The following is a 24,582-nucleotide window of genomic DNA, read 5'->3' on the forward strand; positions in this document are numbered from 1 at the left end:
TCTTTGAGCATGGCCACGATCTGGGTCTCGGTGAACTTCGACTGACGCATGGGAACCTCCTGGCTAGGGGGGCTATTGTGCCAGAACGTTCTCCTTCTGACTTGTCTCAAATTGGGGGGAGCTTACACCGGGGCCTCGGACCACGAGGACCTCCACGGGCTGGCGGGCTCGCTTGAGCGAACGGCCGCGTTGCTGGAGGCAGTGAAGGGTCGCCTCTGCCGGGAGTGCCAGCTGCGGGGCGTGGCGGAACAGGTGACCTTCGGCAAGGTGCCGGAGGCCGGCCGGAAACCGAAGACGAAAGGAGCACGAACCCATGGCAAAGAAGAAGGGCAAGAACGGAAGGGCCGCAAGCGGTAAGGCCCCGAAGGCGGAGGCCGAGGCGAAGAAGGCGAAGGCCCCCAAGGCCGAGAAGGCTGCGGAGCCGAAGGTCTCGCAGGCCGAGCTCGACGCCCTGCGCAAGCCAGTCGAGGCGGCGAAGGGCGGGCTGGAGAAGGCCAGGCCGAGGCCAAGGCGCTGGCCGAGAAGGCCCGGGCGGCGGTCGCCGAGGCGAAGGACGCCTACCGGACCGCGCTCGCTCCCTACCGGGAGGCCTGCCGCACGGCGGGCGTCGCGTGCGAGTACGAGGGCGGCCGGAGCGCGAACGTCTCCGCGAAGGTCTCCTTCCTCGTGGAGAAGACCGACAAGGGCGTCCGCGTGATGGTCAAGGGCCAGCCCAAGACCGAGGAGGTGACCCCCCTCGCCGCCCTCAAGGAGTCGATCAACAAGGCCGTCTACCAGTACACCGAGAAGCACCTCGGTCCCAAGGAGGAGATCGGGAACAAGGGCGGCACCCTCTCGAACCGCCTCCGCGCCGTCCTCAACGCCTAACCCTCATCACCAGGCCCGGTCGCACGCTGACCGGGCCTTTCTTCGGCAGGAGCCACTACTGCCCGAACGGCCCGAACGGTTTTTTGACAAGGGCGGCGTGATTTTCGTATACTTTCGTGAAATCTCATGGACGCGAATGGACGCTCATCGTCTCGACGAGGTGCTTGCGCGAATGGCTCCTGAAGAAGGCTGGGTCGGTGCGGAGGACGTGGCTGCCCACCTCAGGGTGGCCAAGGAGTCGATCTACCGGTGGATCGATTCCAAGGGCTTTCCGGCACACCGGGTGGGCCGCCTCCTTCGGTTCAAGCTCTCGGAGGTGGACGAGTGGGTGCAGGCGCGTGGAGGAGACGACTCCGGCAGCCCGGCACCCGCCGAGGAAGCAGGCTCGAAGGCACCGCGTCGGGAATCAAACCTGAAGAAGAGGAAGAGGTAGCGCGATGGCCCGTAAAGCAAAGGCGAACAACCGCCAGAACGGAAACGGGGCCACGCTTGGTTTCGAGGCGAAGCTCTGGCAGGCGGCGGATAAGCTCCGCAACAACATGGACGCTGCCGAGTACAAGCACGTCGTCCTCGGCCTGATCTTCCTCAAGTACATCTCCGACGCCTTCGAGGAGCACCGCGCCAAGCTCGCCGCCGATAGGAAGAGCGGCGCGGACCCGGAAGACCCCGACGAGTACCGCGCGTTCAACATCTTTTGGGTGCCGAAGCCCGCCCGTTGGGCCCACCTTCAGGCCAACGCCAAGCAGCCCACCATCGGCAAGTTGATTGACGACGCAATGGTCGCCATCGAGCGCGACAACAAGGGCCTGAAGGGCGTGCTGCCCAAGGACTACGCCCGTCCCGCGCTTGACAAACAACGTCTCGGCGAGCTCATCGACCTTATCGGCACCATCGGCTTGGGAGACAGGGAGAACCGTTCCAAGGACATCCTCGGCCGGGTGTATGAGTACTTCCTCGCGCAGTTCGCCAGTGCCGAGGGGAAAAAGGGTGGTCAGTTCTATACGCCCCGCTGTGTCGTCCGGGTTCTCGTCGAGATGCTCGCCCCGTACAGGGGTCGGGTCTACGACCCCTGCTGTGGGTCCGGCGGCATGTTCGTCCAGAGCGAGAAGTTCATCGAGGAGCGCGGCGGCAAGGTCGGGGACATCAGCGTCTACGGTCAGGAATCCAACCCCACCACGTGGCGCCTGGCCAAGATGAACCTCGCCATCCGGGGCATCGACGCCAACCTCGGCCCCGAGCACGCCGACAGCTTCCACCGCGACCTGCACCCGGACCTCAAGGCCGACTATATCCTCGCCAATCCCCCGTTCAACTCCAGCGACTGGGGAGGCGAGCGCCTGCGGGAAGACAAGCGTTGGAAGTTCGGTGTGCCCCCGGTGGGCAACGCGAACTTCGCGTGGGTGCAGCACTTCATCCACCACCTGAGCCCTACCGGGCTCGCCGGGTTCGTGCTGGCCAACGGCAGCATGTCCACGGCCACAAGCGGAGAAGGCGAGATCCGCAAGGCCATTGTGGAGGCCGACTTGGTGGATTGCATGATCGCCCTGCCGGGCCAGCTCTTTTACTCGACGCAGATCCCCGTATGCCTCTGGTTCATCGCCCGGGATAAACGGAACGGCCGGTTCCGCGACCGGCGAGGCGAGGTGCTCTTCATCGATGCCCGCAAGCTCGGCACCATGATCGACCGCGTTCACCGCGAGTTGACCGATGAGGACATCCGAAAGATCGCCGACACCTATCACGCCTGGCGCAGGGACAAGAACTCGAAGCAGAAGTACGCCGACGTTCCCGGATTCTGCAAGAGCGCGACGCTGGAGGAGATCCGCAAGCACGGTCACGTCCTGACCCCGGGTCGGTACGTCGGAGCGGCGCAGGTCGAGGACGACGGCGAGCCGTTCGAGGAGAAGATGAAGCGGCTCACGGCCACATTGCGCCAGCAGCAGGCTGAGGCCGCGAAGCTGGACGCCGCCATCGCCGCCAACCTGAGGGAGTTGGGGTATGGCCCGTAGGGCTTCAATCGTGCCGGTGGAACGGATTGAAGGCCGGATTTTCCGGCTTCGGGGCCACAAGGTGATGCTCAGCGTGCACTTGGCTGAACTCTATGGGGTCGAACCGCGGGCCCTGGTCCAGGCGGTCAAGCGCAATCTGGAGCGTTTCCCTTCGGATTTCATGTTCCAGCTCAACGCCTCCGAGTTCGCGAACTTGAAATCACAAATTGTGATTTCAAGTTGGGGCGGTCTCCGCCGCGCCCGGCCCTACGCCTTCACGGAGCAGGGGGTGGCGATGCTCTCGAGCGTCTTGAGGAGCCCTCGGGCGATCCGCGTCAACATCGAGATCATGCGGGCCTTCGTTCGATTGCGGCGAATCCTGGCGTCGCACCGCGAGTTGGCACGGCGGCTGGATGAACTCGAAAGGCGCTACGACGCGCAGTTCAAGGGCGTATTCGATGCGATCCGCGAGCTGATGGAGCCCCCGGAGGAGCCGCGCCCGCGGATCGGATTCCATACGGGGCGGGAGAGATGAATCCGAGGGCAGGCAGGAAGAACTGCGCGACCGGACGCTTTCGGACGCAGCAGGCCGAGGCCGCGAAGCTGGACGCCGCCATCGCCGCCAACCTGAAGGAGCTGGGGTATGGCGGGTGAGTGGAAGCCGATCGTGCTCGGCAAGGTTTGCACCAAGATCGGAAGCGGTGCGACGCCGCGAGGCGGCGCCGACGTTTACCTCGAAGCCGGGCCCTACACACTGATTCGAAGCCAGAACGTCTACAACGATGGGTTCCATCGCGACGGCCTCGCCTACATCGGCGAGGATCATGCCGCCGAACTGGTGAACGTCGAAGTACTCGAAGACGACGTTCTGTTGAACATCACGGGTGACTCTGTAGCTCGCGCCTGCCAAGTGCCCCGGAGTGTCCTTCCAGCGCGGGTCAACCAGCATGTCGCGATCATTCGTCCTGACCCGAGCAAGCTTCATCCCCGTTTCTTGCGGTACTTTCTGGTGTCCGCCGAGATGCAGTCGAAATTGCTTTCGTGGGCAGGCTCAGGCGGCACTCGCAACGCTCTTACCAAGGGCATGATCGAGTCTTTCGAGGTGCTGGCGCCGGAAGACATCAGGGAACAGCGTGCCATCGCCTACATGCTCGGTACCCTAGACGACAAGATCGAATGCCTTCGGCGGATGAGCGAGACGCTGGAGGCGATGGCACGTGCGCTCTTCAAATCGTGGTTCGTGGACTTCGACCCCGTCCGCGCCAAGGCTGAGGGCCGCTGGAAGCGCGGCAAGTCCCTCCCAGGCCTGCCCGCGCACCTCTACGACATCTTCCCCGACCGGATGGTGGATTCGGAACTCGGCGAGATTCCGGCAGGTTGGCGGGACGGGACGCTTGGCGAAGTGGCAGTGCACCAGCGCCGCGGGGTCGTGCCAGACGAGATCGAGCCGTCCACTCCATACATCGCTCTCGAACACATGCCGGGCCGCAGGATCACCCTGTCAGAATGGGGAACAGCCGATGGCGTCGTGAGCAACAAATTCGTGTTCAGGCGCGGCGAAGTCTTATTCGGGAAGCTGCGCCCCTACTTTCATAAGGTTGGCGTCGCGCCGGTGGATGGAGTTTGCTCGACCGACATCGTCGTGATCGCCCCGCGGGATGAAGCCTGCTTCGGCTTTGTGTTGGGGAACGTCTCGAGCGACGCGTTCGTTGAGTACACGAATGCGGGGTCAACGGGCACGAAGATGCCTCGTACGAGCTGGAACGAGATGGCGCGGTACCCGCTTGTGATTCCGTCAGAGCAAGTCGCAGGTGCCTTTACGGTAATGATTCGCCCTGCCGTAGAGCGGATCATTACATCCATCCACGAATCCAGAACACTTGCCGCCCTACGCGACGCGCTGCTGCCCAGACTCATCTCCGGTGAGCTGCGGGTGAGGGACGCCGAGAAGTTCGTGGAGGCGGCCGTATGAGCGCGGTGCTGACCGAATCCGAAGTCGAAAGCGCCGCCCTCTCGTGGCTGGAGGGACTGGGCTACGCGATTCTCCACGGTCCCGAAATCGCCCCCGGCGAGCCGGCGGCCGAGCGAGAGTCGTACCGGGAGGTGATCCTGGCCGGGCGGTTGCGGGACGCGATCGTGCGGCTGAATCCGACCATGCCGGCGCAAGCCATCGAGGATGCCTTCCGCAAGGTGTCTCGCATCGACTCGCCCTCGCTGATCCAAGGGAATCGCGCTCTCCATCGTATGCTGGTGGACGGCGTGGACGTCGAGTACCAAGCCGACGGACGGGTCGTCCACGACAAGGCGCGGCTGATCGACTTCGAGAACCCCGACAACAACGACTGGGTGGCGGTGAACCAGTTCACCGTGCAGGAAGGCCAGCACACGCGCCGCCCGGACATTGTCCTGTTCCTGAACGGCCTTCCACTCGGCGTGATCGAGCTCAAGAACCCGGCCGACGAGAATGCAACGATCTGGACGGCGTTCAACCAGCTCCAGACCTACAAGCAGCAGATCCCTTCGCTTTTCGCGTTCAATGAGCTGCTGGTCATCTCCGACGGACTGGAAGCGCGGATCGGATCACTTACCGCGAACCGGGAGTGGTTCCTGCCTTGGCGGACGATTGAAGGCGAGGAGTTGGCCCCTACTTCCATGCCGCAGCTTGAGGTGCTCATCAAGGGTGTCCTCGACCGGTGGCGGTTCCTCCACTTCGCCCGCCACTTCGTCGTCTTCGAAGAGGAAGCGGGCGGCGTGCTGACCAAGAAGCTCGCGGGCTATCACCAGTTCCACGCCGTGTTGGTGGCGGTCGAGGCCACGGTTGACGCCTCGCGCTCCGGGGGCAGCAGACGCTGTGGCGTCGTGTGGCACACCCAGGGCTCGGGCAAGAGCCTGACGATGGCTTTCTACGCGGGACGGATCATCCTCCACCCCGCGATGGAGAACCCGACGCTTGTCGTCCTAACGGATCGCAACGACCTTGATGACCAGCTCTTCGGGACCTTCGCCCGCTGCCATGAGCTTCTTCGCCAGAAGCCGGTCCAGGCGCGGGACCGCGCCCACCTACGCGAGCTCCTCCAGGTGGCGGCTGGCGGAGTCGTCTTCACGACCATCCAGAAGTTCTTGCCAGAGCAGAAGGGCGACACCTTCCCCAAGCTCTCGGACCGGCTGAACGTGGTGGTCATCGCCGACGAGGCGCACCGGAGCCAGTACGATTTCATCGACGGCTTTGCGCGCCACATGCGCGACGCCCTGCCGAACGCCTCCTTCATCGGATTCACGGGAACGCCCATCGAGCTGACGGACAAGAACACGCGGGCCGTGTTCGGCGACTATATCAGCATCTACGACATCCAGAGGGCGGTGCAGGACGGCGCGACCGTTCCCATCTACTACGAGAGCCGGCTCGCCAAGTTGGAGCTGAAGGAGGCGGAGAAACCGCGACTGGACGAGGAGTTCGAGGAGATCACCGAGGGCGAGGAGGAAGCGCACAAGGAGAAGCTCAAGACGAAGTGGGCGGCCCTTGAAGCCGTCGTTGGAACGGAGAAGCGCATCCGGCTGATCGCCCAGGACATCGTCAATCACTTCGAGCACCGCCTCGAGGCCATGGACGGCAAGGCCATGATCGTATGCATGAGCCGCCGGATCTGCGTGGAGCTTTACAACGCCATCGTCGCGCTCCGGCCCCAGTGGCACGATGGCGACGACGCGGCGGGAGTCATCAAGGTCGTGATGACGGGCTCGGCCTCGGACCGCCTGGAATGGCAGCCTCACATCCGAAACAAGCCCAGGAGGGAGGCGCTGGCCAAGCGCTTCAAGGACCACGCCGATCCGATGAAGCTCGTGATCGTGCGCGACATGTGGCTCACGGGTTTCGACGCGCCCTGCCTCCACACGATGTACGTGGACAAGCCCATGCGGGGCCATGGCCTGATGCAGGCCATTGCCAGGGTGAACCGTGTCTTCCGGGACAAGCCGGGCGGCCTCGTGGTGGACTATCTCGGGCTTGCCGACCACCTCCGCAAGGCGCTGGCGAACTACACCGAGAGCGGGGGCAAGGGCGAGACGGCGGTCAATCAGGAAGAGGCGGTCGCCGTCATGTTGGAGAAGTACGAAGTCTGCTGCGGCCTCCTCCATGGCTTCGACTGGTCGGTCTGGGCGAAGGGTTCGCCGGCCCAACGCTTGGGGCTTCTTCCCCCCGCCCAGGAACACATCCTGGCGCAGGAAGACGGCAAGGCCCGTCTGCTCAAGGCTGTCACGGAACTTTCGCAAGCCTTCGCCCTATCGGTCCCGCATGAGAAGGCTTTGGAGATCCGCGACGACGTGGCTTTCTTCCAGGCGGTCCGCGCCGCGCTCGCCAAGTCCGGTGCGCCCAGTCCGAAACCGGAGGAGGACCTCGATCACGCGATCCGGCAGCTCGTTTCCCAAGCCGTGGCGTCCGACCGGGTCATCGACGTGTTCGCCGCGGCCGGTCTCCAGAAACCGGACATCTCCATCCTCTCCGAGGAGTTCCTGGCCGAGGTGCGCGGCCTGCCTCAACGGAATCTCGCCGTCGAGCTCCTGCGCAAGCTGCTGAACGAGGAGATCAGGACGCGTTCCCGGAAGAACTTGGTGCAGTCACGATCCTTCGCCGAGATGCTGGAGAAGTCCATCCGCGCCTACCAGAACCGGGCCATCGAGACCGCCCAAGTGATCGAGGAGCTGATCGCACTCGCCAAGGAGATACGCGAAGCGGATCGCCGGGGCGAGGCACTCGGCCTCTCCGAGGAGGAGATCGCCTTCTACGACGCCCTGGAGACCAACGACAGCGCGGTCAAGGTGCTGGGCGACGAGACGCTCCGAACAATCGCCCGGGAGCTCGTCCAGACCGTGCGCAGCAACGTCACCATCGACTGGACGGTGAAGGAGAGCGTGCGCGCTAAGTTGCGTGTACTGGTCAAACGGATTCTCAAGAAGTACGGTTACCCGCCGGACAAACAGGAGAAGGCCACGCAGACTGTCTTACAGCAGGCAGAAGTCTTGTGCAAGGACTGGGTGGCATGAAGCAGATTACGGAAGGCCGGGCGCATCTTCGGGATCGGATTATTCGGTCTCTTAGGGCACAGGGCTTTCGCGTCCGTGGAGGCGAGATCTTGCCGCCCAAGGACTTGTCCAAAGAGAGAATCCGTGAGCTGCATGAGACCGCCGTCGAGCACAGGATCGAGCGGGCGCGAGATGGTCTGTTTCGCGTGGAGAAGGATCTGCTGCGCTACATCGAAAAGTACGGCACCGGCACGCTGATGATGATCGAGGAGAGCGCGGCGGCGGGGCTGCCGCCGCCGGACTTCGAGCCGCGTGACTCGGAGTTCCGCGCCGTGGTGTGGCGCGACTGGCTCACCGAGGAGGTTCTCGCGCGGATGGACCTCAACGCCCGCCAGCGCGGCGCAGTCGCCCGGGTGAAAACCACCGGTCGGATCAGCAACGCCGAGTACCAGCGCCTTGCGAAAGTCCCGAAGAAGACGGCCACGCGAGACTTTGATGACCTCGTCGCCAAGCGAGTCCTGGTGCGAGTCGGCACGACGGGGCGCGGCACCCACTACGTGCTCGCGGGGAAACGGGACGTCAAAGGGGACAGAAAGGGGACATCGCCGGCACGACCCGGCGAGCGGCTCGGCACGGGCTCGGCTCGAACGACCCGCCGCCGAGGAAGGAACCAGCCGTGACCGACAACGACAAGCGCTCATCGAGGATTACTTGCCCATCGAGGCCATCAGCGCCGAGGCCTCGCGGGAGAAGTCAGTGCGCAAGGGGCACATCTCGACGCTGCACCTCTGGTGGGCGCGGCGTCCCCTCGTGGCCTGTCGTGTGGCGGTGTACGGGGCACTTGTCCCCGCGAGTCGCTTCCGTCCGGCGAACGGGCCCGAGGAGAAGCGTGACAGCCTGACCCGAGCCAACGCGGCGAAGTTCGTTGAGCGGCTGTGCCAGTACCCGGGCTCGCCGCAGGCCATCGCGGAGGCGCAGAAGCACATACTTGAGGCCCACGCGCAACGGCTCTCTACGGAGACCGGCAAGCCGGTTACCGTCGAGGACATCGTCGAGGGGCGCGCGCCGAAGCCCAAGATGCTGGACATGTTCGCGGGCGGACGGCGCGATTCCGCTCGAGGCGTTGCGCCTGGGGTGCGAGGCCTACGCTCTCGACCTCAACCCCGTCGCCCACATCATCGAGCTCTGCACGCTCGTCGTTCCGCAGAAATATGGGAAGCCCGACCCGAGCGCGCGGGGCATGACCGGACCGAAGAACGCGAAGGGCGAGGCGACCTGGGGCGGCCTGGCCGTTAGTAGACCGATACATTCGGGGACCCATCCGATGGCGAGACCGTGAACCCTCGGGGTCTCCAGATTTCGGATGCGGTGTGGGATGGACCTGTCCTCACAGTCTAGGAAGACCCTCGATCCGTACGACAGAGGATCTGCTCCAACAGGTTGCGTTCCGTTTCGGACAAATGGCAGCCATGGGGACAGATCTGATAGACCCGTGTGAGCCGGACCCCACACTCGGGGCATCGGTAGGAAGAACGCAACCTGCGAAGCAGAGGAGACGGCGGATCGTACGTGGCTGGGCGGCCGTTGATGTGCGGTGCCGAGGCGGTTTCCTGGGGATTCCTGGTCATGCGGTGTGTTCCTCCTTGGGTGGTGGTGATTCCGTGAAGGCCTGATCACCCACCACCGCGAGGGTCATCAGGACGGCGAGGATCACGGTCAGGCCCTCGCATTCGAGCGACATCGTCCTCTCCTAGCCCGCGGCCATCGGCAGCACTGGACGTTTCTCGATGCAGTCCAGACAGCGGACGCCGCTGACCGTTCGGATCAACAGGCGTTCTTGGCGCGATTGACACGCCGGGCAGACGATCAGAAAATGCCCGGTACAGTTCTGGGCGCACCGCCGAACCCGGATCAACTGGGTCAGGTCTCGGAAGGACACCCGAGCCACCTCACCAGGCTGCAAGTCGGGCTTGAGCCAGGTGTGTAGCCAGGCATCGTGGCCCAGGGAACACCGCGTCACGACCATCATGACCACTTCGCCGCGGGTTTCTTCAGTCGCGGGCTGTTCCCCCACCGTCTCGCTCCCTCTCGTCTTGCAAGATTGGGACATTGGAGTTTCCACCCGTCATCGGCCGGCCGGGGGTGGAAGCGGGGGAAGGACTCGAACCTCCGACCTTCAGCGCATGAGACTGACGAGCTGACCGTGCTGCTCTACCCCGCTCCACTCCTCCCTCTCTTCCTCATATTACGGCCGAGCGAGCAGTCCGGAGAGCGTCGAGCCGAGGTCCTGATGCCCCGCCAAACCCAGCCCCACGATGGCCGCGAACCCGGCCAGGCCGCAGAGGATCCGATCTTGCCATCCGAAGACCGGCCACCGGGCCACACTCACGCGTGTCGGCCGCGGCCACCACACCATGACAGACCCGGAGAGGGCATCCAACAGGATATGAATCAGCATGCCCAGCATGATCCCAAGAGGAATTTCTCTCGTCCAGCCATGGTGCAGGCCAATGAACCAGATGACCGTGCCGGCGCCGATCACGCCCAGGATGGAATGCGAGAGTGTCCGGTGCCCCACGAGGAGCTTGAGCGGCCACGCCAGCCACCACAGCCGCCGGCCGATCGCTGACCAGGGCTCATCGACGTCCGGGAGCATCCCACCAAGGACCACCGCAAGGGTCCAGGCCGGCGCCGACATCCCTCCCGTCCAGACGCCCACGGCTGCCGCGACCGCGGCGTGAGTCTTGCCGCTCATGATTCGGATATTCCCCTTGGGTGGCCAGAACAGCCCCCCCTACGTCCGGTGCGGGTCCTGGACGATCAGCGCCAGCCGCGGTCCCTGCCCGGGGCAATCACGCCGATCGGCCGCCCCCATCGCCTTCCGCGATCCACTCCCGTCAACAGGTCTTGGGAGGTCTTGGGACAGGTGACGACGCGATCACTCACGGGGCCGCGGCAGCGGCCATGAGCATGAGGGACTGGCTCTGATTCAGGAACTTCCCGCCAGTGTCGTGGTCCGCGGTCCTCCGAGGACGCACAACAGGTCTTCCGCCTCCCCTTTCATGAACAGGGCGAACCCATCGACGCGGTGGAGCCGCCGTTCCCGGACCTGGCATTCCGCGATGATCACCTCGCACCGCCGACGCCGGTCCGTCACGGCACACGTTTCCCTCTTCCTCCAGGCGACGAGCAGATTGTCCCAGCGCAGTTCCTCTTCAAACATCTGATGCTCCTCGGTCATGTTCCCTCCCGACCGTATGTGCCACGGCGGGTATCCGCCGCCGCTTCCGATCCGTCTCTTACGGACCACCCCTGCGGCACTCGCTGCGCTCCTCTCCGGTCCCCTGAGACGCCATTTGCTCACGGCAGCCCGTGGCGCTCGCCGTTGCGGTCCGCGTAGAGCGCGTGACCGATCCGTAGCGAGACCAGCATTTCCCACACCAACAACCAGGACACGAGGTGTCGAGCGAATGCAGGATCGATCACCTGGATCGCGTGGCGTAGGGCCCCCGACCACCCCTCCGCCCCAGGTATCCCGAGGCGCCACGCGAGACGAACGACCAGGCCCGTGAGGACCAGCCCGGCGATGGTCCAGATCCCCGCCAGGATCACCGAGGCTTCCATCCGCCAGAGGACCCGGAACGTCCAGGTCGTCGAGCGTCTCGCGCTTGTGGTCCAGAGCCACCCCGCGTAGGCCGTTCCGGCGCTACTCCCCACCGTCAGGCCCACCAGCGCCAGCAAGACGCTCCAGGGCTCAAGCGGGTGAACAGGCTGCTGCCATTCCCCATCGGCCCAGGCCCGTCCCCAGGCGATCAGTCCGATGCCGTAGAAGGCCCCGAGCCCGCATGATGCCCAGGCCCACCGTCCGGTCGCTTGGAGCCCGAAGTACCGGCGCCACAGTGCGTGGAGCTCGCCGCAAAAGGCGTGATCGCCGGGGTCGAGTTGGAGAGAGGGAATCGGCCGTTGTGGCGTGTCTCCTCCCATGTTCACTGCCTCCCCCATGACATGAATGTCCTCCCGTCCGGCCAACAGGCCACCGCCGTCTCGCTGCTCGTCCGGCCTTCTCTCCCGCGCCGGGCGGCAGCCCCCGCGATTGCGCGGCTCAAGGAGCCGGGCCGGACGCGGGCGTTCGGACGGGGAGGAGATGCGGAGATCTCCGGCAGCCGGGCCATGCGGAGCGGGCGGAGCCGGAACCCGATGGGACGGCGTCCCGAAGGGTTGACGCCCCCCTCCGTGGGGGGAACCCCACGGAACGCCCGGGTGCGACACAGCGGCCGGCAATACTGCTGACTGGCTCGGTCGGGCAAGTAGATGCGGCCACAGTGGGCGCAGCGCTTCGGCCGCCAACGTAACGTCCCGGCCCGCTCCTGCATGATGAGACGGAGAACCTGGCGGTAGCATTCCTCAAACGGTTGGTGCTTGCGACGCGCGCGTTCGCCGATGAGCCACGCATCCAGGCTGAAGGGCGCCGGCTCCAGCAGCAAGCGCCCCAGCGCCCGGAGGCGGCGCTCCGGACGCTCCCCTGCCCACCAGAGCGCCCGTGTCAGGTCGTCTTCCGCGAGCGTCCCGTCCAGCCATTTGTGGAGGAATTCTTGATAGTGTGAGAGATGCCTCAGCGCAATGGCCGGCCAGCCTGGAATGGCGCCGGACACCAGCCGTTCGAGCGCGAGAGACACCGGCTTCGCCCTGCCGGCACGACGGTCGAAGACCTGTATCAGATCCTCGTACGTGCGGGCCTCGGCCATCTCGAGCCAGAGGTCCATGGGTCCTCCACCGTGCCGCGGCACGCACACCCGCGTGTCCGGCTGTCTTGCGAACCGCTTCACGGCCGTCCCCGCCACGGTCCGCCGGTTCCGTGCCCATGATGAGGCCGGTGCTGCGCAAACCGTCCCGGACCACGGGTAGGGGGCCGGCGCCCGTTCCCGTGCGCAGCCGGGGCTCTGCCCGGCTGATCCGGCTCTGCCCGGGCTAGTATCCTGACCTCTTCACCCCGGACGACATGGCAGCCCATCCGAAGCCCGTTCCGTTCGTCAACATGCCAGGCCAGCCGGCCCTGGACGAGGATGCGATCGCCCTTCTGGACGGCCAGCGGATCGCCGTAGACCAGGATCGGGATCCGGACGGACTCCCCTCGGTCTCCTCGCGCCTGCGCGGGCTTCACGCACAGGATGCCGTACTGCTGGCTCGGCGGCTGCCCGTTCCGAACTTCTCGGTCCCCGATCCACTGCACGATCCCGGCGATCATCACGTCATTGCGGTCGGCCGTCTGTCCCATCACGATCTCCTTTCGTGGTTACTCCGCGGACTGGGCTTCCGGCTCCGGTCGGACCTCCTGTTCCGCGGCCCGACGGCATCGCTGCCGGATCCACCGCCCGATCATGAGCAGCCCCACGATCACGCCGCCGGCCGTCGCCACCCAGGCCGCCTCATGCGGCATGGCGTGCAGCAGGACGATCGTCAGGAGCAACCCCATGAGGACGCCCGCCCAGACCCTCACGAGCATGGGCCCCCACGACGCCTTGATCTTCAGGTGAGTCTCGCCGTTCATTGCCTCCCTCCTTCCCGCGCCTCTCTCCCAACCCGATGGACCACACCCCGACACCGGCGGAGTTGACGAACTGCCTATTGACGTATTACAGCCGCGCCGCCCCCCCTGACCTCCTTGAGGCCTCACCGGCTCAGATCGACGGCCGTCCATGCCGTTCGCGCGACAACTCCGCGTAAGTCTCAGATCTTCCACAGGTTTCTCTCACCATCATCGTCCAGGAGAGAGACGAGCAGGGTCGCCGCACGGGCTCCCGCAATTCCAGCGCACACGTCTCAGCTGTGACCCGTATCCGCTCAGGCATGGCTTGACAACTGCTATCATAGCTATTATAGTTATCACGATAGCGATACCGACCCCGGTTGCCTGGCTGGATCCGTCCGTTGTTCGCCGGCAGACCGGGGTAGGCTTCCGGACCGAAGAAGCAAGGAGGAGAGGCGATGGTCCTGTCTAGATTCCTGATGTTGGCGGTCGCACTGATCGTGTGTTCGGGGTGCGCGGTGTCCGCCGCGATTAACCAGCCAGCCCAAAAGGATTGGCGGGTCCTGGAGGCGGGCGCCGATCGAGATGAGGTGCGCGCCGAGCTTGGCGCGCCGATCTCGAGCGAACCCACGTACGACGTCTTTCGGTTCCAGGAAGGAGCCAGCGGGTGGAAGTACGTCCGGGCGTTCCTTTACACGGTCGCCGATGTCTTCACGCTGGGCCTGGCAGAACTCATCACGTATCCAGTGGAGAAAGGCATCATGACCGACGCAGATCGGAAGATTCGCGTGCACTACACGCGCGATCTTAAGGTCGCTCGTTTTGAGGATCTCAACGGGAAGACGAAGAACGCTCAGCCGGCTCAGCCCGCAGCGGCGACAGGGCCGGTCGTGGGCGAGCCGAAGGCTCCACCGAATGATCTTGTCGCTGGGGAGCCTCCCCGCACCGCTTCTTCCAAACAAACCACGCCAACCCGTGAGAAGGTCGCGGGGGCACCTGGGCTACCCTCTGCGGTGAGATCAACAGGACTCGCGTCGTCTCCGTCGTCCTCGGCCCGCCCGCCTTCCCTGCAGGCTCCGGACTCCGCGCGGTCCCCAGCGGATCGAGAAGCGGTCCTTGCTCCATCCGTTCAAGCGATGCCCTCCAGCCCGCTTGGATCAGACACGCTGACACAGCCAGGACTGGCGCAAGCGGAGGCGCGCAAGCCCGAGGCCATGGACCAGCCCCCTCCGGCAATGATGTCCGCAGCGACGGCACCCGCGAAGGGGCCAACCGTGCAGCCGTCCGCACCTCGGGTTCCGGCTTCCCGTCAGCCTGTTTCCACGCCACCAAAGGCTGTGATCTGCTATGCGCCGGCCGGGAAATGGGCGAATGTCCGGGGGGCGCCCGCGTCAAAGGCGCCGATCATCGTGGAGGCAACGGGCATCTTGCGGGGTACCGGCGAACACTCTCCACCGTTCGTCGAAGTCAAGACCTCAAAGGGGCAGATTGGATGGGTCAACCAGGCTGTGGTGGCCAGGGTTGCCTGTCGCTAGACATTGATGGATGCCGGCGGGGGTGGTCGTTGCGACCGCGACGTGCCCCCCAATAACTGCGTCAACGCGCTTGAGCGCTTTCTGGATGAGGTGCGTTTCATACCAATCGATCTCGTCGGCGGGGCTGATGCCGGACGGAGGGCCGCAGGCTCCAGCCCCAGCACCGTGTTTCCCTTGAGCGTGTTGAACTGCGCCAGAAGATGGCGCCACCAGCAACGGAATGTCATCTTTTCGGTCCCGCGTCATAAAAAAACGCCCTGGGGTGTAACACCCCAGGGCGTTGCGTTTCAGCGTGCGGTTGCGTTCTCAGGAAGTATTGATCGGCCTACCCGGGCAGCTCAAGGGTGATGCGAACCGCATCCTCGACAGCGGCCAGTTCTTCGGCTTTCAAGGTGTCGATTCGAGAGCAGAGGCGGGCCTTGTCCACTGATCGAATCTGATCCCCTAGCACCCTGGCCGGCTTCCCGGCGACCGTGATCATTGCCTCCCCGGGATAGAGAGAGTCTACGTTGCTGGTGATGGGCAAGACCACGACACGAGCCCCGTAGGCGTTACAGGAATTGTTGGAGACGATCACGGCCGGCCTGGTTTTCTTGATTTCCGAACCGAGCGTTGGATCCAGGGCGACCCAGTAGATATCCCCACGTTGGGGCGCTCGCTTCATGCAGGCCATCCCTCGGTCTCGGTCCGCTCCCATTCGTCGGCGAGGGTCTCCCTCCAAGATTCCTTGCGAGCTGCCCGGTACGCGGCATCCAGGGTCTTCCGATCAGGACCCAGCTTCGCTCGAACAGCGTTCGTGATAAACGCGCTCATTTTCTTGGGTGGGACTTCCCGCTTCAACCGTTGGTACACCTTTTCCTCCATCGTGATGTTGAGCCGGACAGTCATGAGAACCTCCCGAATACAGGTATATGCTGTATTCTAGCCTGGAACAAGGAGATTCTCAAGCCTACGAAACGCCCTGAGGTTGCAGGACCCCAGGGTGTTTCGTTCTCTCGCGGTCAACTGTGCGCGAAGGTGTTCCTCAGCTGATCCTCGATCCCGCGTCTCGTCTGCTCGCTGGCTCCCCCTGCCGATTCGATCAGGTAGTCCAACTGCCCCTCGATTCCCTCATTGTTGATGGCAGAGGCCTCCTGGCTTTTCATGTCGTGCACCAGGCTGTCCAGGGCATCGTCCGGCAGGTCCAACCGCTTGGCCATGTTGCTGAGATGTGTGATCAGTTCAGTCTTGCTCATCGTCCCTCCTGTTCCGCCGACGTGGCCTCTCCAGCCACCACGTCCTCTTCTTCCGCACGTGGCTGGCGGTGTGGTGACAGGTCAGGCGTGCATGCCTACCGTGATGATAGACGTTGGCAATCATCACGCCTTCCGGGGCTTGTCGTTCAGCCATCCCTGCTTATAACAAGTCCGCCGGCGTCAACCGGCGATTGGGCACCTTGGTTAGGCCGTGCTTCCGGAGGATCCGCTCGGCCTCGGCCAGGAAGCGAGCGGCTTCCACCTTCGTCCATCCGCTAAACAGATCGGTGCCAGGCTTGTGGATCATGGCCTCTTGGGCGCACTGGTCCACGCTATAGGGACTCACCGTGATGGTCCATCCGGCTTGGCGAAACTCCTCGAACCAGGCCGGTTGACGAGCGTTCAGAACGGTGACATGGAGTCCCCAGGTCTTATAGGGCGATTTTGCCTGCCACTCCACGATCGGGCATGGCAGACGCTGCGGGGGTCTCTTCATCGATGTCTCTCCTTGCTATGGTTTCATGCGTCTCAGATCCCATGAGGGGAATCCAAGCGGGTCTCGCGCCAGTACACCGTGACGAGGAGGCCCGGGAAGGCCTGGTTCAGCGCGGCCATCTTTATCGTGGCTTCGACGATCAGACTGCCGGCCATCGTGTACTAGTACGGAATCACAAACCGCTTCTTCATGTGTGTCGGACCTCCATGAGGACATTGGCGTTCCGTTCGTTCAGGACTCTTTTCCCGTGACGACGAGCGTCTCGGCGAGTTTCATGGCGAGATCCGGCGTGTCAAACCGGACTCCCATCCGGCCGTGGCCGTCGAACCGGAGTTGCATCATGCCCACGTCCCACCACGTTCCGACGATCACGTCCTTGTGATCCCGCATGGCCTGAAACTGGCCGCCGATCGCGACAGTCGATGGGTTCATGTAGAAGCGGAGGACCCTGCGAACTTGTCGAGCGCGGCGAGGGATTCGATCTGCGTGTATGGCAGCGAATTCGGCGCGTCGTCATCAGTCTTCTTCGATCCAGCCGCGCAGCTGAAGCGTGAGGCCGTTGAGGATGTCCGAAACCGTGCCGTTCGCGGACGGCAGCCACTGCCTGGCCCTCGACACGAGCGCGTGAAAGGCATTTCGTCGGCTTGGCGATGGGCAGGATTCGACTTTCCTACGATTCGGATGCCATGCCGGCGCGGTCTACACGGACGGCCATTGGCTCGCGTGGCGGAAGTCATCGGGGACGACGACGTGGTTCGGCTCCCATGGAGCCTACCGCATTGACACCGATCTATCCGTATATTACGACCGTCCGATGACGTGCGGCACCTTCAGCCTGATGACGGAGTCGATCGGCTCAGAGGTGTGTGGCTGGCTCTACGCCATGTTCCGCCTTGGGCCGGCATGTTCTTCGCCACATTGCGGATCATTCGCCGAATTTCCGCGACCCTCGGTCGGCGTCGGCCGGCCCTGCCCGCCGAGGAGGAGGGGCCAGGCGCGGCGTCGGCCTCCCCCAAACGACCGGACCATCTCATCGGTGAACAGGGGACATCTCAAATCGGTGATTTGTGGACAACCAGCGTCGGTCTTGACAGAGCAATCGGGCCAGGCTCTTCTCCTGCCGACCCCATGGGGGGGCAATCTCCCACATCTCATTGCAAACGTCTCCTGGCAGGCCCCGGTCCCGGGCCGGCAACTGGCCAGTGCTCGGGCACGGGCCGGTCCGGGATCAGGTCGGTGCGCTCTTCGGCTTCCCGCCTCAACAGCGGGATGAGCCGGGGATCGGTCTGGACGCCCGCATGACACACTCCGGGCCTTCCCACGGCCCATGGCATTGAAAAAGAGCAATGGGCGCCCCAGATGCGGATTCTGACCGTGGGCGGGTATCATTGGCACAGCAGAGAATGGACGTCAAGCTCGGAGACCAAGGACCCGCCGGATTCCTTCCTCAATCGAGGCCCAGGCCTCGGGAGGAAGCGTCCCGATCCGCTTTTTGAGACGGGACTTCTCCAGCGGCCCGACCGACTCGCACTTGGCATAGCTGGCGGTGCGCAGACCAGTCTGCTCTGGTTCTTCTGGAAGGGGCACGCGGAGCGGACTCGGGACAGAGGTGAGCGGAATGACCAGGACATCCGGCCAGGCAGATTCATTCACGGCGTTGATGCTGACGACCAGAACCGGACGTGGTTTGGGGTGCCTTGGCGGGACAACGGTCCAGATCTCGCCACGCTTTATTCCTCCCTCCACATCGCCTCCTCCATCAGGTCCCGCAGGGCCGCGTGGGCACGTTGTTCATCCTCGGGCTCCTTGTGCTTGGCCAGAGCCCGCCGCAGGGCGAGGTCCTCGGACGCTTCCTGAAAACGCCGGAGCACCCGCTCTAACTTTTCGGAGCGTGATTGGCCGGGAAGCGAATCCAGGAAGCGCACCAGCGGTCGGTCCACCGTCACGGAGAGTTTTTCCTTCACAGCTTCAACCTGTTTATGGGTAGGATAGTTGGTAGGATAGGTTATCCGATCCAGGAGGGTCTGTCAAGGGCGCTTCCTCGTTGGCTGACGGGGCAGCCCTGCGCACCTCCAGAGCCGGCGCCCCGGTCCCGCCTGTAGTGAGCTCGTCGAACTGCCTGCGGTGAGCCTCGTCGAACCGGGCCGGCCTAACGACACGATGAATGCACAACGATTCGCAAAGCCTTACGTTCATCATTCCGCATTCATCACTCAGCGTTCCTGCTGTTACCGCCAGTCGCCCGACAGCACCCAGGCGCCCCAGTCGTTCGGCCGGCTGTCGCCACCGTACTTCGCCCGGTTCTCTTTCATCACATCCAGTTGGGCCTGCCGCAGCGCCGCCGCTTTCCCCAGCGGCCCGCCATCACTCGGGCTTCGCCAGAGATACCCGTAGAAACTTCGTCATCAGGCGGACCATCGGCTCATCCGGCACCTTCCCAGAGGCTCGTCAGCCGCGTGCAGGCCCCGGTCCCGGGCCGGCACCTGGCCCCTACCCCACCTATCCTCCCCTTATCAAGGGGAGGGATGGGAGGGGGTGGCCGGTCCGGGATCAGGGTGGTGCGCTCTTCGGAGTCGGCGCTTCAGGGGCAGGAAGTCCGGCGCGCCTCGCTTCGCGGAGGGCATGAGTTCGACTCACCTGGCCTCCCCTTACGAAGGGGCGGTATTTTCAAAATCGAAGACCAAGGACTCAAGGGTTCAAGCGTCCAAGGGCTCAGGGAGTCTTCGCGCACCGGAAGCCGACGCTGCCGGGCATCAGGACGACGCCGCGCCGGATCGCGGATCGGATGTCGAACGCGTCGTCGTCCCACGACCCGCCACGGAGGACCTTGGCGCGACTATTGTCGTCCGAACTGGTCCACTCCCAGACATTGCCCGCCAAGTCGTAGATCCCGTAGGGGCTTTTGCCCGCCTCGTAGTTCCCAACCGACTGAAGCACCTTGCGATAGGGTTCACACGAAAAGAAGCCGCCGCAGGACTTGCCGTAGTTCGCATGTCGGCTCGTCGGCGCTTCGTCCCCCCACGGGTACTCCCGTCCATCTGTGCCTCGCGCCGCCTTCTCCCATTCCTGCTCCGTCGGCAGCCGCTTGCCGTAATGACGGCAATAGGCGTCCGCGTCATACCAGGTGACGCCCACGACCGGCTTCTGTCCGTAGCTGACCGGCACGGAAGTCTCCCAGTACACCGGCGCGGCCCGGCCGCTTTCCGCCATGAACTTGGCGTACTGCGCCGTGCTGACTTCGTACTTGTCCATGTAGAAGGCCGGCAGCGAGAGCCGCTGGTTGCTGTCGCCGTAGAGGAACTCCCCGTCCGGCACCAGGAGCATCGGCGCCCCGTCTCTCCCGGTGAGCTCCCGCCCGGTCTGCTTGGGCAGGTCGTAGGCCTTGGCCAACTCGATCTTCTTTTTTCGCTCTTCAAGCTGCCGCATCTTTTCCTCAATCTGCCGCTGCAAGGCCGCTTGCTTCTCCTGCTCCTCCAGTGCCCGCTCTTGCTCTTGCAAGGCTTGCAGCTCCTGCTCGGCCTGCGTCAGCGCGGCGCTGGGACCGGGGACCGGCCCCGGCGCCGGGCGTCGTCTCGGCTCAGCACGCACGGCGGCGGGCCGCGCCGCCGCGAAGAACACGAATTCCCCCGGCTCGTTCGCCAGCTTCCACAGCTCCGGCCGCTGCCGGTGCCCCTTCGACTGCGCCGCGGAAAAGACCCGACTTTCCAGATAGCTGTACAGTTCTGAGGCCGGGACAATCCCATCGTCGTTCAGATCCGCCAGTCCCTTGCGCAGCCCCTCCAGCAGATAATAGGTGAAGACGCTGTGGCCCCATTCCGGCGCCTCCATCGCCTGCTGGTCCGGCCCGCCGGCGGTGATGAGCTGCCGGCCCTTCTCCCGCGTGATCGTCTTCAGGTACGCTTCGGTCATGGGGGGCAGCGTGCTGCGGAACTGCTGGCCCGCGATCCCGCCATAGCACACGTCCACGAGAAACAGGACATGTTTGGACGGCAGGGCATCGGCCAGTTCTTTGATGAGTCCCATGCTGATCGCGGTTTCGGCCAGCGCGTCCTGCTCCCCGTTCACCGGCAGCAGGTAGCCCATCTCCTTGCCGCCCTTCGACTTCTTGGTCTCCCCGTGTCCGGCATAGTAAATGACCACCCGGTCCGGCTCGCCCACCCGGTCCACCAGCTTGTCGCCCAATTCCTTCAGGATATTGCGGCGCGTGGCCTGCTGATCGTACAGCGCCGCCACCTGATAGCCGCGCCGCCCCAACTCGTCCGCCACGGCCCGGGCATCGGCCACCGCGTACTTGAGGCGCCGGACCTTCTCGTACTGGTCAATGCCGATCACCACCGCCCAGGACTTGCCGGTCTGCCCGGCCACGTAGTCGGCGGCGGCCTTGCCGTCAATCTTGACCCCGCGCGTCTCGGCCAGCGCAGACGAGCATAGGACACAGGACACGACTCCAACCGTAACCAGCGTCAGGAAACGCGTTTGCATGCCCGCCTCATCTTGCGTCAGGTGTTGTCATTCAGCCTGTCCTCTTCTTGCCATCTGCGTTTGCTATCTGAGCGTGTCCGTTATCGGGGCCGGCGCCAGGCGATGGCCGGCATGTTCGTGCAGCGTGTCCTCATCCTCCTCATGGTTCCCTTGTCCGCCCGCATGCCCCCGCACGCCGGCGGCCTGGTTCGCCTCGCGCGCCGCCGGCACGCGCACCGCGGCCAGGCTGCAATTCAAGCGATCCACGCCCACCAGGCCGTGCTCCACGTGCGACAAGTCCGTCACCTGGCCCAGCAACCAGCCGCCGGTGCGGGCATGCCGCTGATCCATCGGCGCATCGAACACGTTCCCGGCTTCATTGCTCGTGAAGCAGATGGCGGGCGAACCGACGGCGAGATCGGCGGCGTTCGCCGGGCGCGTGGCCCAGAAGTGCGCCGTGCGCAGCTCGCGGGCATCGGTGAGACGATGAAACAGCGCCGCTCCGCCGGCAGCCGCTGCCGGCGGCTGCCTCATCTCCGCCACGTGGACATACAGACTGGTCCCCGCATAGGGCCCGTCGGCGATGAAGTAATCCGTGGGCAGAATCCCGTGCCGATCCTCCGTGCCCGACTGGGCCGCCGCGGCCCGACTCTTTTCCTCAAGAGCCGCGTCATGCTGCTCCTTCTTGCGGAGCACCTGGCTGCGCTTGGAGAGGTACCAGGCCTCCTCGGGGTTCAGCCGGATCGCTTCATCCAGGTCCTGGAGCGCCTGGTCGTAGTCGTTCCTCCGATAAGAGACGCCCGCGCGCCCAGCATAGGCGTCGGCGTGCTTCGGATCGAGCCGGATGGCCTGAGTGAAATCCTCGTTCGCGCGCTCGAGTTCCTTTTTGCCGAAATACGCCTTGCCCCGAAAGGTCAGGCTCGCGGCATCCTTAGGGTTGAGCCGGATGGCCTGGTCCAAGTCGGCGATTGCGCGATCATAGTCCTTCTTGTGGAAGTAGGCCCTGCCGCGGTACGCCCAGCTATCGGCTTTGTCCGGGGCAAGCCGCAGGGCCTGATCGAAATCCGCGATCGCGGGATCGAGTTGCTCCAGGTTGAAGTAGGCCGTGCCGCGGTTGTGAAAGCTCTCGGGCTTATCAGGCTTGAGCCGAATGGCGCGGCTGAAATCCGCGATCGCGCGCTCATACTGCCGCTTGTAGAAGTAAGCGCTCCCCCGGCCGAACACCGCCCGCTCCAGGTTGGGATCAAGTCGGATCGCTTCGTCGTAATCCGCAACTGCCAGGTCGTACTGCTTCTTCAGCGCGTAGGCATGGCCGCGCATGTCGAAGACCGAGGCGAGGGTCTTGTCGCTCAGTCGTCCCGACTCGATCAAGCGGGAGCAGGCCTGCACGCCGATGTCGGGGGCTTGGTCGTGCTCATAGACGCACCGCTTGGGATCGTCGTCCTCCAGCGCAGCGACGTCCGTCCCCGAGACGATCAACAGGGCGGCAAAGGCCCCACGAAGCCAGAAGCCCCGGAGTGGCCAACGTACCATCCGGCTCACAGATCCGGCGCCCATTGTGGTCATCTCTTCCGCAGCCCCGTGCTCGCTCCCGTTCACCATGTCCTCATAGACAGCATGCCACCTCGTGCTTGGTCAGCCGTCGTCCCGGCCCAGGCCCAGGCACCACTCTGCATTGTTCAGTGTTCATCATTCAGCGTTCTGCGATGCCTTTACGGCGCATCCTGGACGCAGCGGAAGCTGTGCGCTCCCGCCCCCGCGCCTTGCGCGCGGTTACGGCCTATGCTAGCCTGAATGCGGGTGGATCGCGGACAGCGAAAACGGCTGGCTGATATTTGCGAGAAGCTTGGCGTGGCGCTCTTCGTGGGCGCGGCGCTCCAGGCCATCCTATCCGAAGCGTTTGCTCTTCGCCCCTTCGTCGTGGCCGGCGTCGCCGTCGTAGGATTTAGCTTGCTCGTCATCGCCATCGTGCTGTCCAAGGAGGTCTGAGCATGGAACTGCTGATGCTCGCGATCATGGCGCTGATCTTCGTCCTGGGCATGTGGTGGTATCTGAGCCACCAGCACCGTTAAATCTCGGCCTCGTCACCTGGGATCAGCCCCTTCGACGAGCCCATCCTCGAAACCAGCCTGCATGGTCCTCACTCAGCACTCAGCGTTCATCGTTCAGCGTTCTGCGTTGCTTTTACCGCGCGTCCTGGGCGCAGCGGAAGCCATACGTTAGAGTCCGACTTGGACAACAATGGGCAGCGTCGGCACAGAAATGTTGCAGGAGGCCTTTTCTCCATATTTAGTCCTAGGGTAAAGTCGCATTCTTGCCACCTGATTGGGTAGGCTGGAGGCATGACGCGACGGCATCGATGTCCGAAATGCGGCCACGCCAGAACCTGGATCATTCGCGGCGATCGACGGCGGTGCGCTCGCTGTCGGTACGATTGGCGACCGGGGTTGCCGCTGCGCCTGACGCGGCATCAGTGGAGCGCCCTGTTGCGATGCCACGTCCGCGGGCTCAGTGCCGCCGCCATGGCCGACGAGACCGGCCTGCACCGGCAGCGGGTGTTGCGGGCCTTGACCGTCCTGCGCCAGGCGCTGCGGCGGGAGGTCCCGCCGATCTTCCACGGCACGGTCGAAGTGGACGAGACGGACGTCGGGGGGGCGTGGCGGAACAAGCGGCGCCCGCAACGGGCGCGAGGCACCAAGCGCGGACGCGGGACGACCAAGACCCCGGTGTTTGGCATTCTGTGCCGCGACGGGCAAGTCTGGGCGCAGGTCGTCCCCGATGTGGAGGCCCAGACGCTGTTGCCGTTGATTGGCCGGCGGGTGCGGCGCGGGTCGGTGATCTGCTCGGATACGTGGACGAGTGACACCGGGGTGGCCGCCAAGGGGTATGTCCACCGCCTGGTCGCGCATGGGCAAGGCGAGTTCAGCAACCGGCGCGGCACGCATATCAACGGCCTGGAGGGGGTCTGGGGCTACCTGAAGCGACGGTTGGCCGCCAAAGGCGGGATTCGCCGCGAACGCTTGCCGCTGTACCTGGCCGACTATGTCTGGCGCTATAACCATCGGCGACTCTCGGTGGCTCAGCAGGTCACTAGGCTGCTGAAGTTGCTCCAAGAGAAACACGTATAGGCTGGTGGTAAAAGTGCGACTTTACCCTCGCAAATAAACCGCCCGGCGTCACGCGCGGCCCCGCTGTTGCCGGAGCCAACCGCCGACCTGCTGGCCCAACCCGACCAGCTCCTTGGCCGCATGCTCGTACTGCTTCACGCTCGTAAAGCCCAAATCCCTGCCGAGGCGGACCAGGAACTGCAACTTCTCCAGTTCCAGGTTGGCCCGCTGGAGGAGCGGAATCTTGTCCCGCGTGTAGGCGGCCTCCACCAGCAGCATGAGCACGGTCAGGATCGCGGTTTCGATCCGTTCGCCGAGGATGAAGCGGTGGGAGCGGGGGAACTTTC

Annotated in this window: 29 protein-coding genes, 1 tRNA gene and 1 pseudogene; 12 read left to right on the forward strand and 19 right to left on the reverse strand. The window is 64.4% G+C overall.

The genetic code is table 11. The annotated features are described in order from the left end of the window. The first annotated feature begins 666 nt into the window (after window positions 1-666). From AB1411_16440 to AB1411_16480, 9 genes and pseudogenes are all read left to right on the forward strand, one after another. Window positions 667-867: a hypothetical protein gene (locus AB1411_16440; protein MEW6545180.1), complete on the forward strand. Its 201-nt coding sequence runs from the start codon at window positions 667-669 to the stop codon at window positions 865-867. A 172-nt stretch (window positions 868-1,039) separates the two neighbouring features. After that, on the forward strand, window positions 1,040-1,300 hold the full coding sequence (locus AB1411_16445; protein MEW6545181.1) for a helix-turn-helix domain-containing protein: 261 nt from the start codon (window positions 1,040-1,042) through the stop codon (window positions 1,298-1,300). Window positions 1,301-1,304: 4 nt separating this feature from the next. Further along, window positions 1,305-2,876, forward strand: a complete 1,572-nt coding sequence (locus AB1411_16450) for a class I SAM-dependent DNA methyltransferase (protein ID MEW6545182.1) — start codon at window positions 1,305-1,307, stop codon at window positions 2,874-2,876. Continuing rightward, window positions 2,866-3,390: an ORF6N domain-containing protein gene (locus tag AB1411_16455; GenBank protein MEW6545183.1), complete on the forward strand. Its 525-nt coding sequence runs from the start codon at window positions 2,866-2,868 to the stop codon at window positions 3,388-3,390. The genes AB1411_16450 and AB1411_16455 overlap by 11 nt, the downstream gene beginning before the upstream one ends. After that, a complete protein-coding gene (locus AB1411_16460; protein MEW6545184.1) occupies window positions 3,387-3,509 on the forward strand; it encodes a hypothetical protein in 123 nt (40 codons plus the stop codon). Before AB1411_16455 ends, AB1411_16460 begins: the two co-directional genes overlap by 4 nt. Next, window positions 3,499-4,827, forward strand: a complete 1,329-nt coding sequence (locus AB1411_16465; protein MEW6545185.1) for a restriction endonuclease subunit S — start codon at window positions 3,499-3,501, stop codon at window positions 4,825-4,827. The genes AB1411_16460 and AB1411_16465 overlap by 11 nt, the downstream gene beginning before the upstream one ends. Next, complete coding sequence (locus AB1411_16470) at window positions 4,824-7,895, forward strand: type I restriction endonuclease subunit R (GenBank protein MEW6545186.1); 3,072 nt, start codon at window positions 4,824-4,826, stop codon at window positions 7,893-7,895. The genes AB1411_16465 and AB1411_16470 overlap by 4 nt, the downstream gene beginning before the upstream one ends. An 89-nt stretch (window positions 7,896-7,984) precedes the next feature. Next, complete coding sequence (locus tag AB1411_16475; GenBank protein ID MEW6545187.1) at window positions 7,985-8,554, forward strand: hypothetical protein; 570 nt, start codon at window positions 7,985-7,987, stop codon at window positions 8,552-8,554. A gap of 19 nt (window positions 8,555-8,573) precedes the next feature. Then, window positions 8,574-9,090, forward strand: a pseudogene (locus AB1411_16480) (DUF1156 domain-containing protein). Between the two features lie 534 nt (window positions 9,091-9,624). Here the strand turns inward: AB1411_16480 and AB1411_16485 are convergent. From AB1411_16485 to AB1411_16520, 8 genes are all read right to left on the reverse strand, one after another. After that, window positions 9,625-9,948, reverse strand: coding sequence for a hypothetical protein (locus AB1411_16485; GenBank protein MEW6545188.1), 324 nt, complete (start codon window positions 9,946-9,948; stop codon window positions 9,625-9,627). Window positions 9,949-10,017: 69 nt separating this feature from the next. Further along, window positions 10,018-10,095, reverse strand: a tRNA-Met gene (locus AB1411_16490). A gap of 24 nt (window positions 10,096-10,119) precedes the next feature. Continuing rightward, complete coding sequence (locus tag AB1411_16495; protein ID MEW6545189.1) at window positions 10,120-10,629, reverse strand: metal-dependent hydrolase; 510 nt, start codon at window positions 10,627-10,629, stop codon at window positions 10,120-10,122. Window positions 10,630-10,863: 234 nt separating this feature from the next. Further along, window positions 10,864-11,097, reverse strand: a complete 234-nt coding sequence (locus AB1411_16500) for a hypothetical protein (protein MEW6545190.1) — start codon at window positions 11,095-11,097, stop codon at window positions 10,864-10,866. 137 nt (window positions 11,098-11,234) lie between these two features. After that, entirely contained in the window at window positions 11,235-11,876 is a 642-nt protein-coding gene (locus AB1411_16505; GenBank protein ID MEW6545191.1) for a hypothetical protein, read from the reverse strand. Beyond that, window positions 11,861-12,637: a hypothetical protein gene (locus AB1411_16510; protein ID MEW6545192.1), complete on the reverse strand. Its 777-nt coding sequence runs from the start codon at window positions 12,635-12,637 to the stop codon at window positions 11,861-11,863. The genes AB1411_16505 and AB1411_16510 overlap by 16 nt, the downstream gene beginning before the upstream one ends. A gap of 59 nt (window positions 12,638-12,696) precedes the next feature. After that, window positions 12,697-13,149: a hypothetical protein gene (locus AB1411_16515; GenBank protein MEW6545193.1), complete on the reverse strand. Its 453-nt coding sequence runs from the start codon at window positions 13,147-13,149 to the stop codon at window positions 12,697-12,699. A gap of 18 nt (window positions 13,150-13,167) precedes the next feature. Next, the gene (locus tag AB1411_16520) at window positions 13,168-13,422 is read right to left on the reverse strand and encodes a hypothetical protein (GenBank protein MEW6545194.1); all 255 of its coding nucleotides are present in this window, start codon (window positions 13,420-13,422) and stop codon (window positions 13,168-13,170) included. A 437-nt stretch (window positions 13,423-13,859) separates the two neighbouring features. Between AB1411_16520 and AB1411_16525 the strand changes: the two genes are divergently transcribed. After that, on the forward strand, window positions 13,860-14,936 hold the full coding sequence (locus AB1411_16525; GenBank protein ID MEW6545195.1) for a hypothetical protein: 1,077 nt from the start codon (window positions 13,860-13,862) through the stop codon (window positions 14,934-14,936). Window positions 14,937-15,261: 325 nt separating this feature from the next. Here AB1411_16525 and AB1411_16530 read toward each other — a convergent pair whose 3' ends face one another. The 10 genes from AB1411_16530 to AB1411_16575 all read right to left on the reverse strand — a co-directional run bounded on the left by AB1411_16530 (window position 15,262) and on the right by AB1411_16575 (window position 22,730). Then, entirely contained in the window at window positions 15,262-15,600 is a 339-nt protein-coding gene (locus AB1411_16530; protein ID MEW6545196.1) for a type II toxin-antitoxin system PemK/MazF family toxin, read from the reverse strand. Beyond that, a complete protein-coding gene (locus AB1411_16535; GenBank protein ID MEW6545197.1) occupies window positions 15,597-15,824 on the reverse strand; it encodes a hypothetical protein in 228 nt (75 codons plus the stop codon). The genes AB1411_16530 and AB1411_16535 overlap by 4 nt, the downstream gene beginning before the upstream one ends. Window positions 15,825-15,937: 113 nt before the next feature. Then, a complete protein-coding gene (locus tag AB1411_16540; protein MEW6545198.1) occupies window positions 15,938-16,171 on the reverse strand; it encodes a hypothetical protein in 234 nt (77 codons plus the stop codon). A gap of 160 nt (window positions 16,172-16,331) precedes the next feature. Beyond that, complete coding sequence (locus AB1411_16545; protein MEW6545199.1) at window positions 16,332-16,667, reverse strand: hypothetical protein; 336 nt, start codon at window positions 16,665-16,667, stop codon at window positions 16,332-16,334. Window positions 16,668-16,699: 32 nt separating this feature from the next. Continuing rightward, window positions 16,700-16,822, reverse strand: a complete 123-nt coding sequence (locus tag AB1411_16550; protein MEW6545200.1) for a hypothetical protein — start codon at window positions 16,820-16,822, stop codon at window positions 16,700-16,702. A 76-nt stretch (window positions 16,823-16,898) separates the two neighbouring features. Further along, the gene (locus AB1411_16555; protein ID MEW6545201.1) at window positions 16,899-17,099 is read right to left on the reverse strand and encodes a hypothetical protein; all 201 of its coding nucleotides are present in this window, start codon (window positions 17,097-17,099) and stop codon (window positions 16,899-16,901) included. A gap of 978 nt (window positions 17,100-18,077) precedes the next feature. After that, complete coding sequence (locus tag AB1411_16560; protein ID MEW6545202.1) at window positions 18,078-18,413, reverse strand: type II toxin-antitoxin system PemK/MazF family toxin; 336 nt, start codon at window positions 18,411-18,413, stop codon at window positions 18,078-18,080. Continuing rightward, complete coding sequence (locus tag AB1411_16565; protein MEW6545203.1) at window positions 18,398-18,613, reverse strand: hypothetical protein; 216 nt, start codon at window positions 18,611-18,613, stop codon at window positions 18,398-18,400. Before AB1411_16565 ends, AB1411_16560 begins: the two co-directional genes overlap by 16 nt. Before the next feature lie 766 nt (window positions 18,614-19,379). Beyond that, window positions 19,380-21,149: an SUMF1/EgtB/PvdO family nonheme iron enzyme gene (locus AB1411_16570; GenBank protein MEW6545204.1), complete on the reverse strand. Its 1,770-nt coding sequence runs from the start codon at window positions 21,147-21,149 to the stop codon at window positions 19,380-19,382. A 63-nt stretch (window positions 21,150-21,212) separates the two neighbouring features. Next, entirely contained in the window at window positions 21,213-22,730 is a 1,518-nt protein-coding gene (locus AB1411_16575) for a tetratricopeptide repeat protein (protein MEW6545205.1), read from the reverse strand. A 249-nt stretch (window positions 22,731-22,979) separates the two neighbouring features. On the opposite strand from AB1411_16575, the gene AB1411_16580 reads away from it, so the two are divergent. Both AB1411_16580 and AB1411_16585 read left to right on the forward strand, forming a co-directional pair. Further along, entirely contained in the window at window positions 22,980-23,117 is a 138-nt protein-coding gene (locus tag AB1411_16580; protein ID MEW6545206.1) for a hypothetical protein, read from the forward strand. Between the two features lie 353 nt (window positions 23,118-23,470). Continuing rightward, on the forward strand, window positions 23,471-24,256 hold the full coding sequence (locus AB1411_16585) for an IS1595 family transposase (protein ID MEW6545207.1): 786 nt from the start codon (window positions 23,471-23,473) through the stop codon (window positions 24,254-24,256). Between the two features lie 48 nt (window positions 24,257-24,304). On the opposite strand, the gene avd is transcribed toward AB1411_16585, so the two are convergent. Further along, window positions 24,305-24,582, reverse strand: a 278-nt coding sequence (gene avd, locus AB1411_16590; protein MEW6545208.1) for a diversity-generating retroelement protein Avd, incomplete at its 5' end; no start/stop codon positions are given.

The sequence above is a fragment of the Nitrospirota bacterium genome, from assembly GCA_040757595.1.
Lineage (GTDB): Bacteria > Nitrospirota > Nitrospiria > Nitrospirales > Nitrospiraceae > JBFLWP01.

Excerpts from the sequence above, each read along its gene's own strand:
- AB1411_16445 (MEW6545181.1), top strand. The coding sequence starts at position 1,040 with ATGGCTCCTGAAGAAGGCTGGGTCGGTGCGGAGGACGTGGCTGCCCAC.
- AB1411_16450 (MEW6545182.1), top strand. The coding sequence starts at position 1,305 with ATGGCCCGTAAAGCAAAGGCGAACAACCGCCAGAACGGAAACGGGGCC.
- AB1411_16455 (MEW6545183.1), top strand. The coding sequence starts at position 2,866 with ATGGCCCGTAGGGCTTCAATCGTGCCGGTGGAACGGATTGAAGGCCGG.
- AB1411_16460 (MEW6545184.1), top strand. The coding sequence starts at position 3,387 with ATGAATCCGAGGGCAGGCAGGAAGAACTGCGCGACCGGACGCTTTCGG.
- AB1411_16465 (MEW6545185.1), top strand. The coding sequence starts at position 3,499 with ATGGCGGGTGAGTGGAAGCCGATCGTGCTCGGCAAGGTTTGCACCAAG.
- AB1411_16470 (MEW6545186.1), top strand. The coding sequence starts at position 4,824 with ATGAGCGCGGTGCTGACCGAATCCGAAGTCGAAAGCGCCGCCCTCTCG.
- AB1411_16495 (MEW6545189.1), bottom strand. The coding sequence starts at position 10,629 with ATGAGCGGCAAGACTCACGCCGCGGTCGCGGCAGCCGTGGGCGTCTGG.
- AB1411_16500 (MEW6545190.1), bottom strand. The coding sequence starts at position 11,097 with ATGTTTGAAGAGGAACTGCGCTGGGACAATCTGCTCGTCGCCTGGAGG.
- AB1411_16505 (MEW6545191.1), bottom strand. The coding sequence starts at position 11,876 with ATGGGGGAGGCAGTGAACATGGGAGGAGACACGCCACAACGGCCGATT.
- AB1411_16510 (MEW6545192.1), bottom strand. The coding sequence starts at position 12,637 with ATGGACCTCTGGCTCGAGATGGCCGAGGCCCGCACGTACGAGGATCTG.
- AB1411_16515 (MEW6545193.1), bottom strand. The coding sequence starts at position 13,149 with ATGGGACAGACGGCCGACCGCAATGACGTGATGATCGCCGGGATCGTG.
- AB1411_16520 (MEW6545194.1), bottom strand. The coding sequence starts at position 13,422 with ATGAACGGCGAGACTCACCTGAAGATCAAGGCGTCGTGGGGGCCCATG.
- AB1411_16525 (MEW6545195.1), top strand. The coding sequence starts at position 13,860 with ATGGTCCTGTCTAGATTCCTGATGTTGGCGGTCGCACTGATCGTGTGT.
- AB1411_16530 (MEW6545196.1), bottom strand. The coding sequence starts at position 15,600 with ATGAAGCGAGCGCCCCAACGTGGGGATATCTACTGGGTCGCCCTGGAT.
- AB1411_16535 (MEW6545197.1), bottom strand. The coding sequence starts at position 15,824 with ATGACTGTCCGGCTCAACATCACGATGGAGGAAAAGGTGTACCAACGG.
- AB1411_16540 (MEW6545198.1), bottom strand. The coding sequence starts at position 16,171 with ATGAGCAAGACTGAACTGATCACACATCTCAGCAACATGGCCAAGCGG.
- AB1411_16545 (MEW6545199.1), bottom strand. The coding sequence starts at position 16,667 with ATGAAGAGACCCCCGCAGCGTCTGCCATGCCCGATCGTGGAGTGGCAG.
- AB1411_16550 (MEW6545200.1), bottom strand. The coding sequence starts at position 16,822 with ATGGCCGGCAGTCTGATCGTCGAAGCCACGATAAAGATGGCCGCGCTG.
- AB1411_16555 (MEW6545201.1), bottom strand. The coding sequence starts at position 17,099 with ATGAACCCATCGACTGTCGCGATCGGCGGCCAGTTTCAGGCCATGCGG.
- AB1411_16570 (MEW6545204.1), bottom strand. The coding sequence starts at position 21,149 with ATGCAAACGCGTTTCCTGACGCTGGTTACGGTTGGAGTCGTGTCCTGT.
- AB1411_16575 (MEW6545205.1), bottom strand. The coding sequence starts at position 22,730 with ATGGTGAACGGGAGCGAGCACGGGGCTGCGGAAGAGATGACCACAATG.
- AB1411_16585 (MEW6545207.1), top strand. The coding sequence starts at position 23,471 with ATGACGCGACGGCATCGATGTCCGAAATGCGGCCACGCCAGAACCTGG.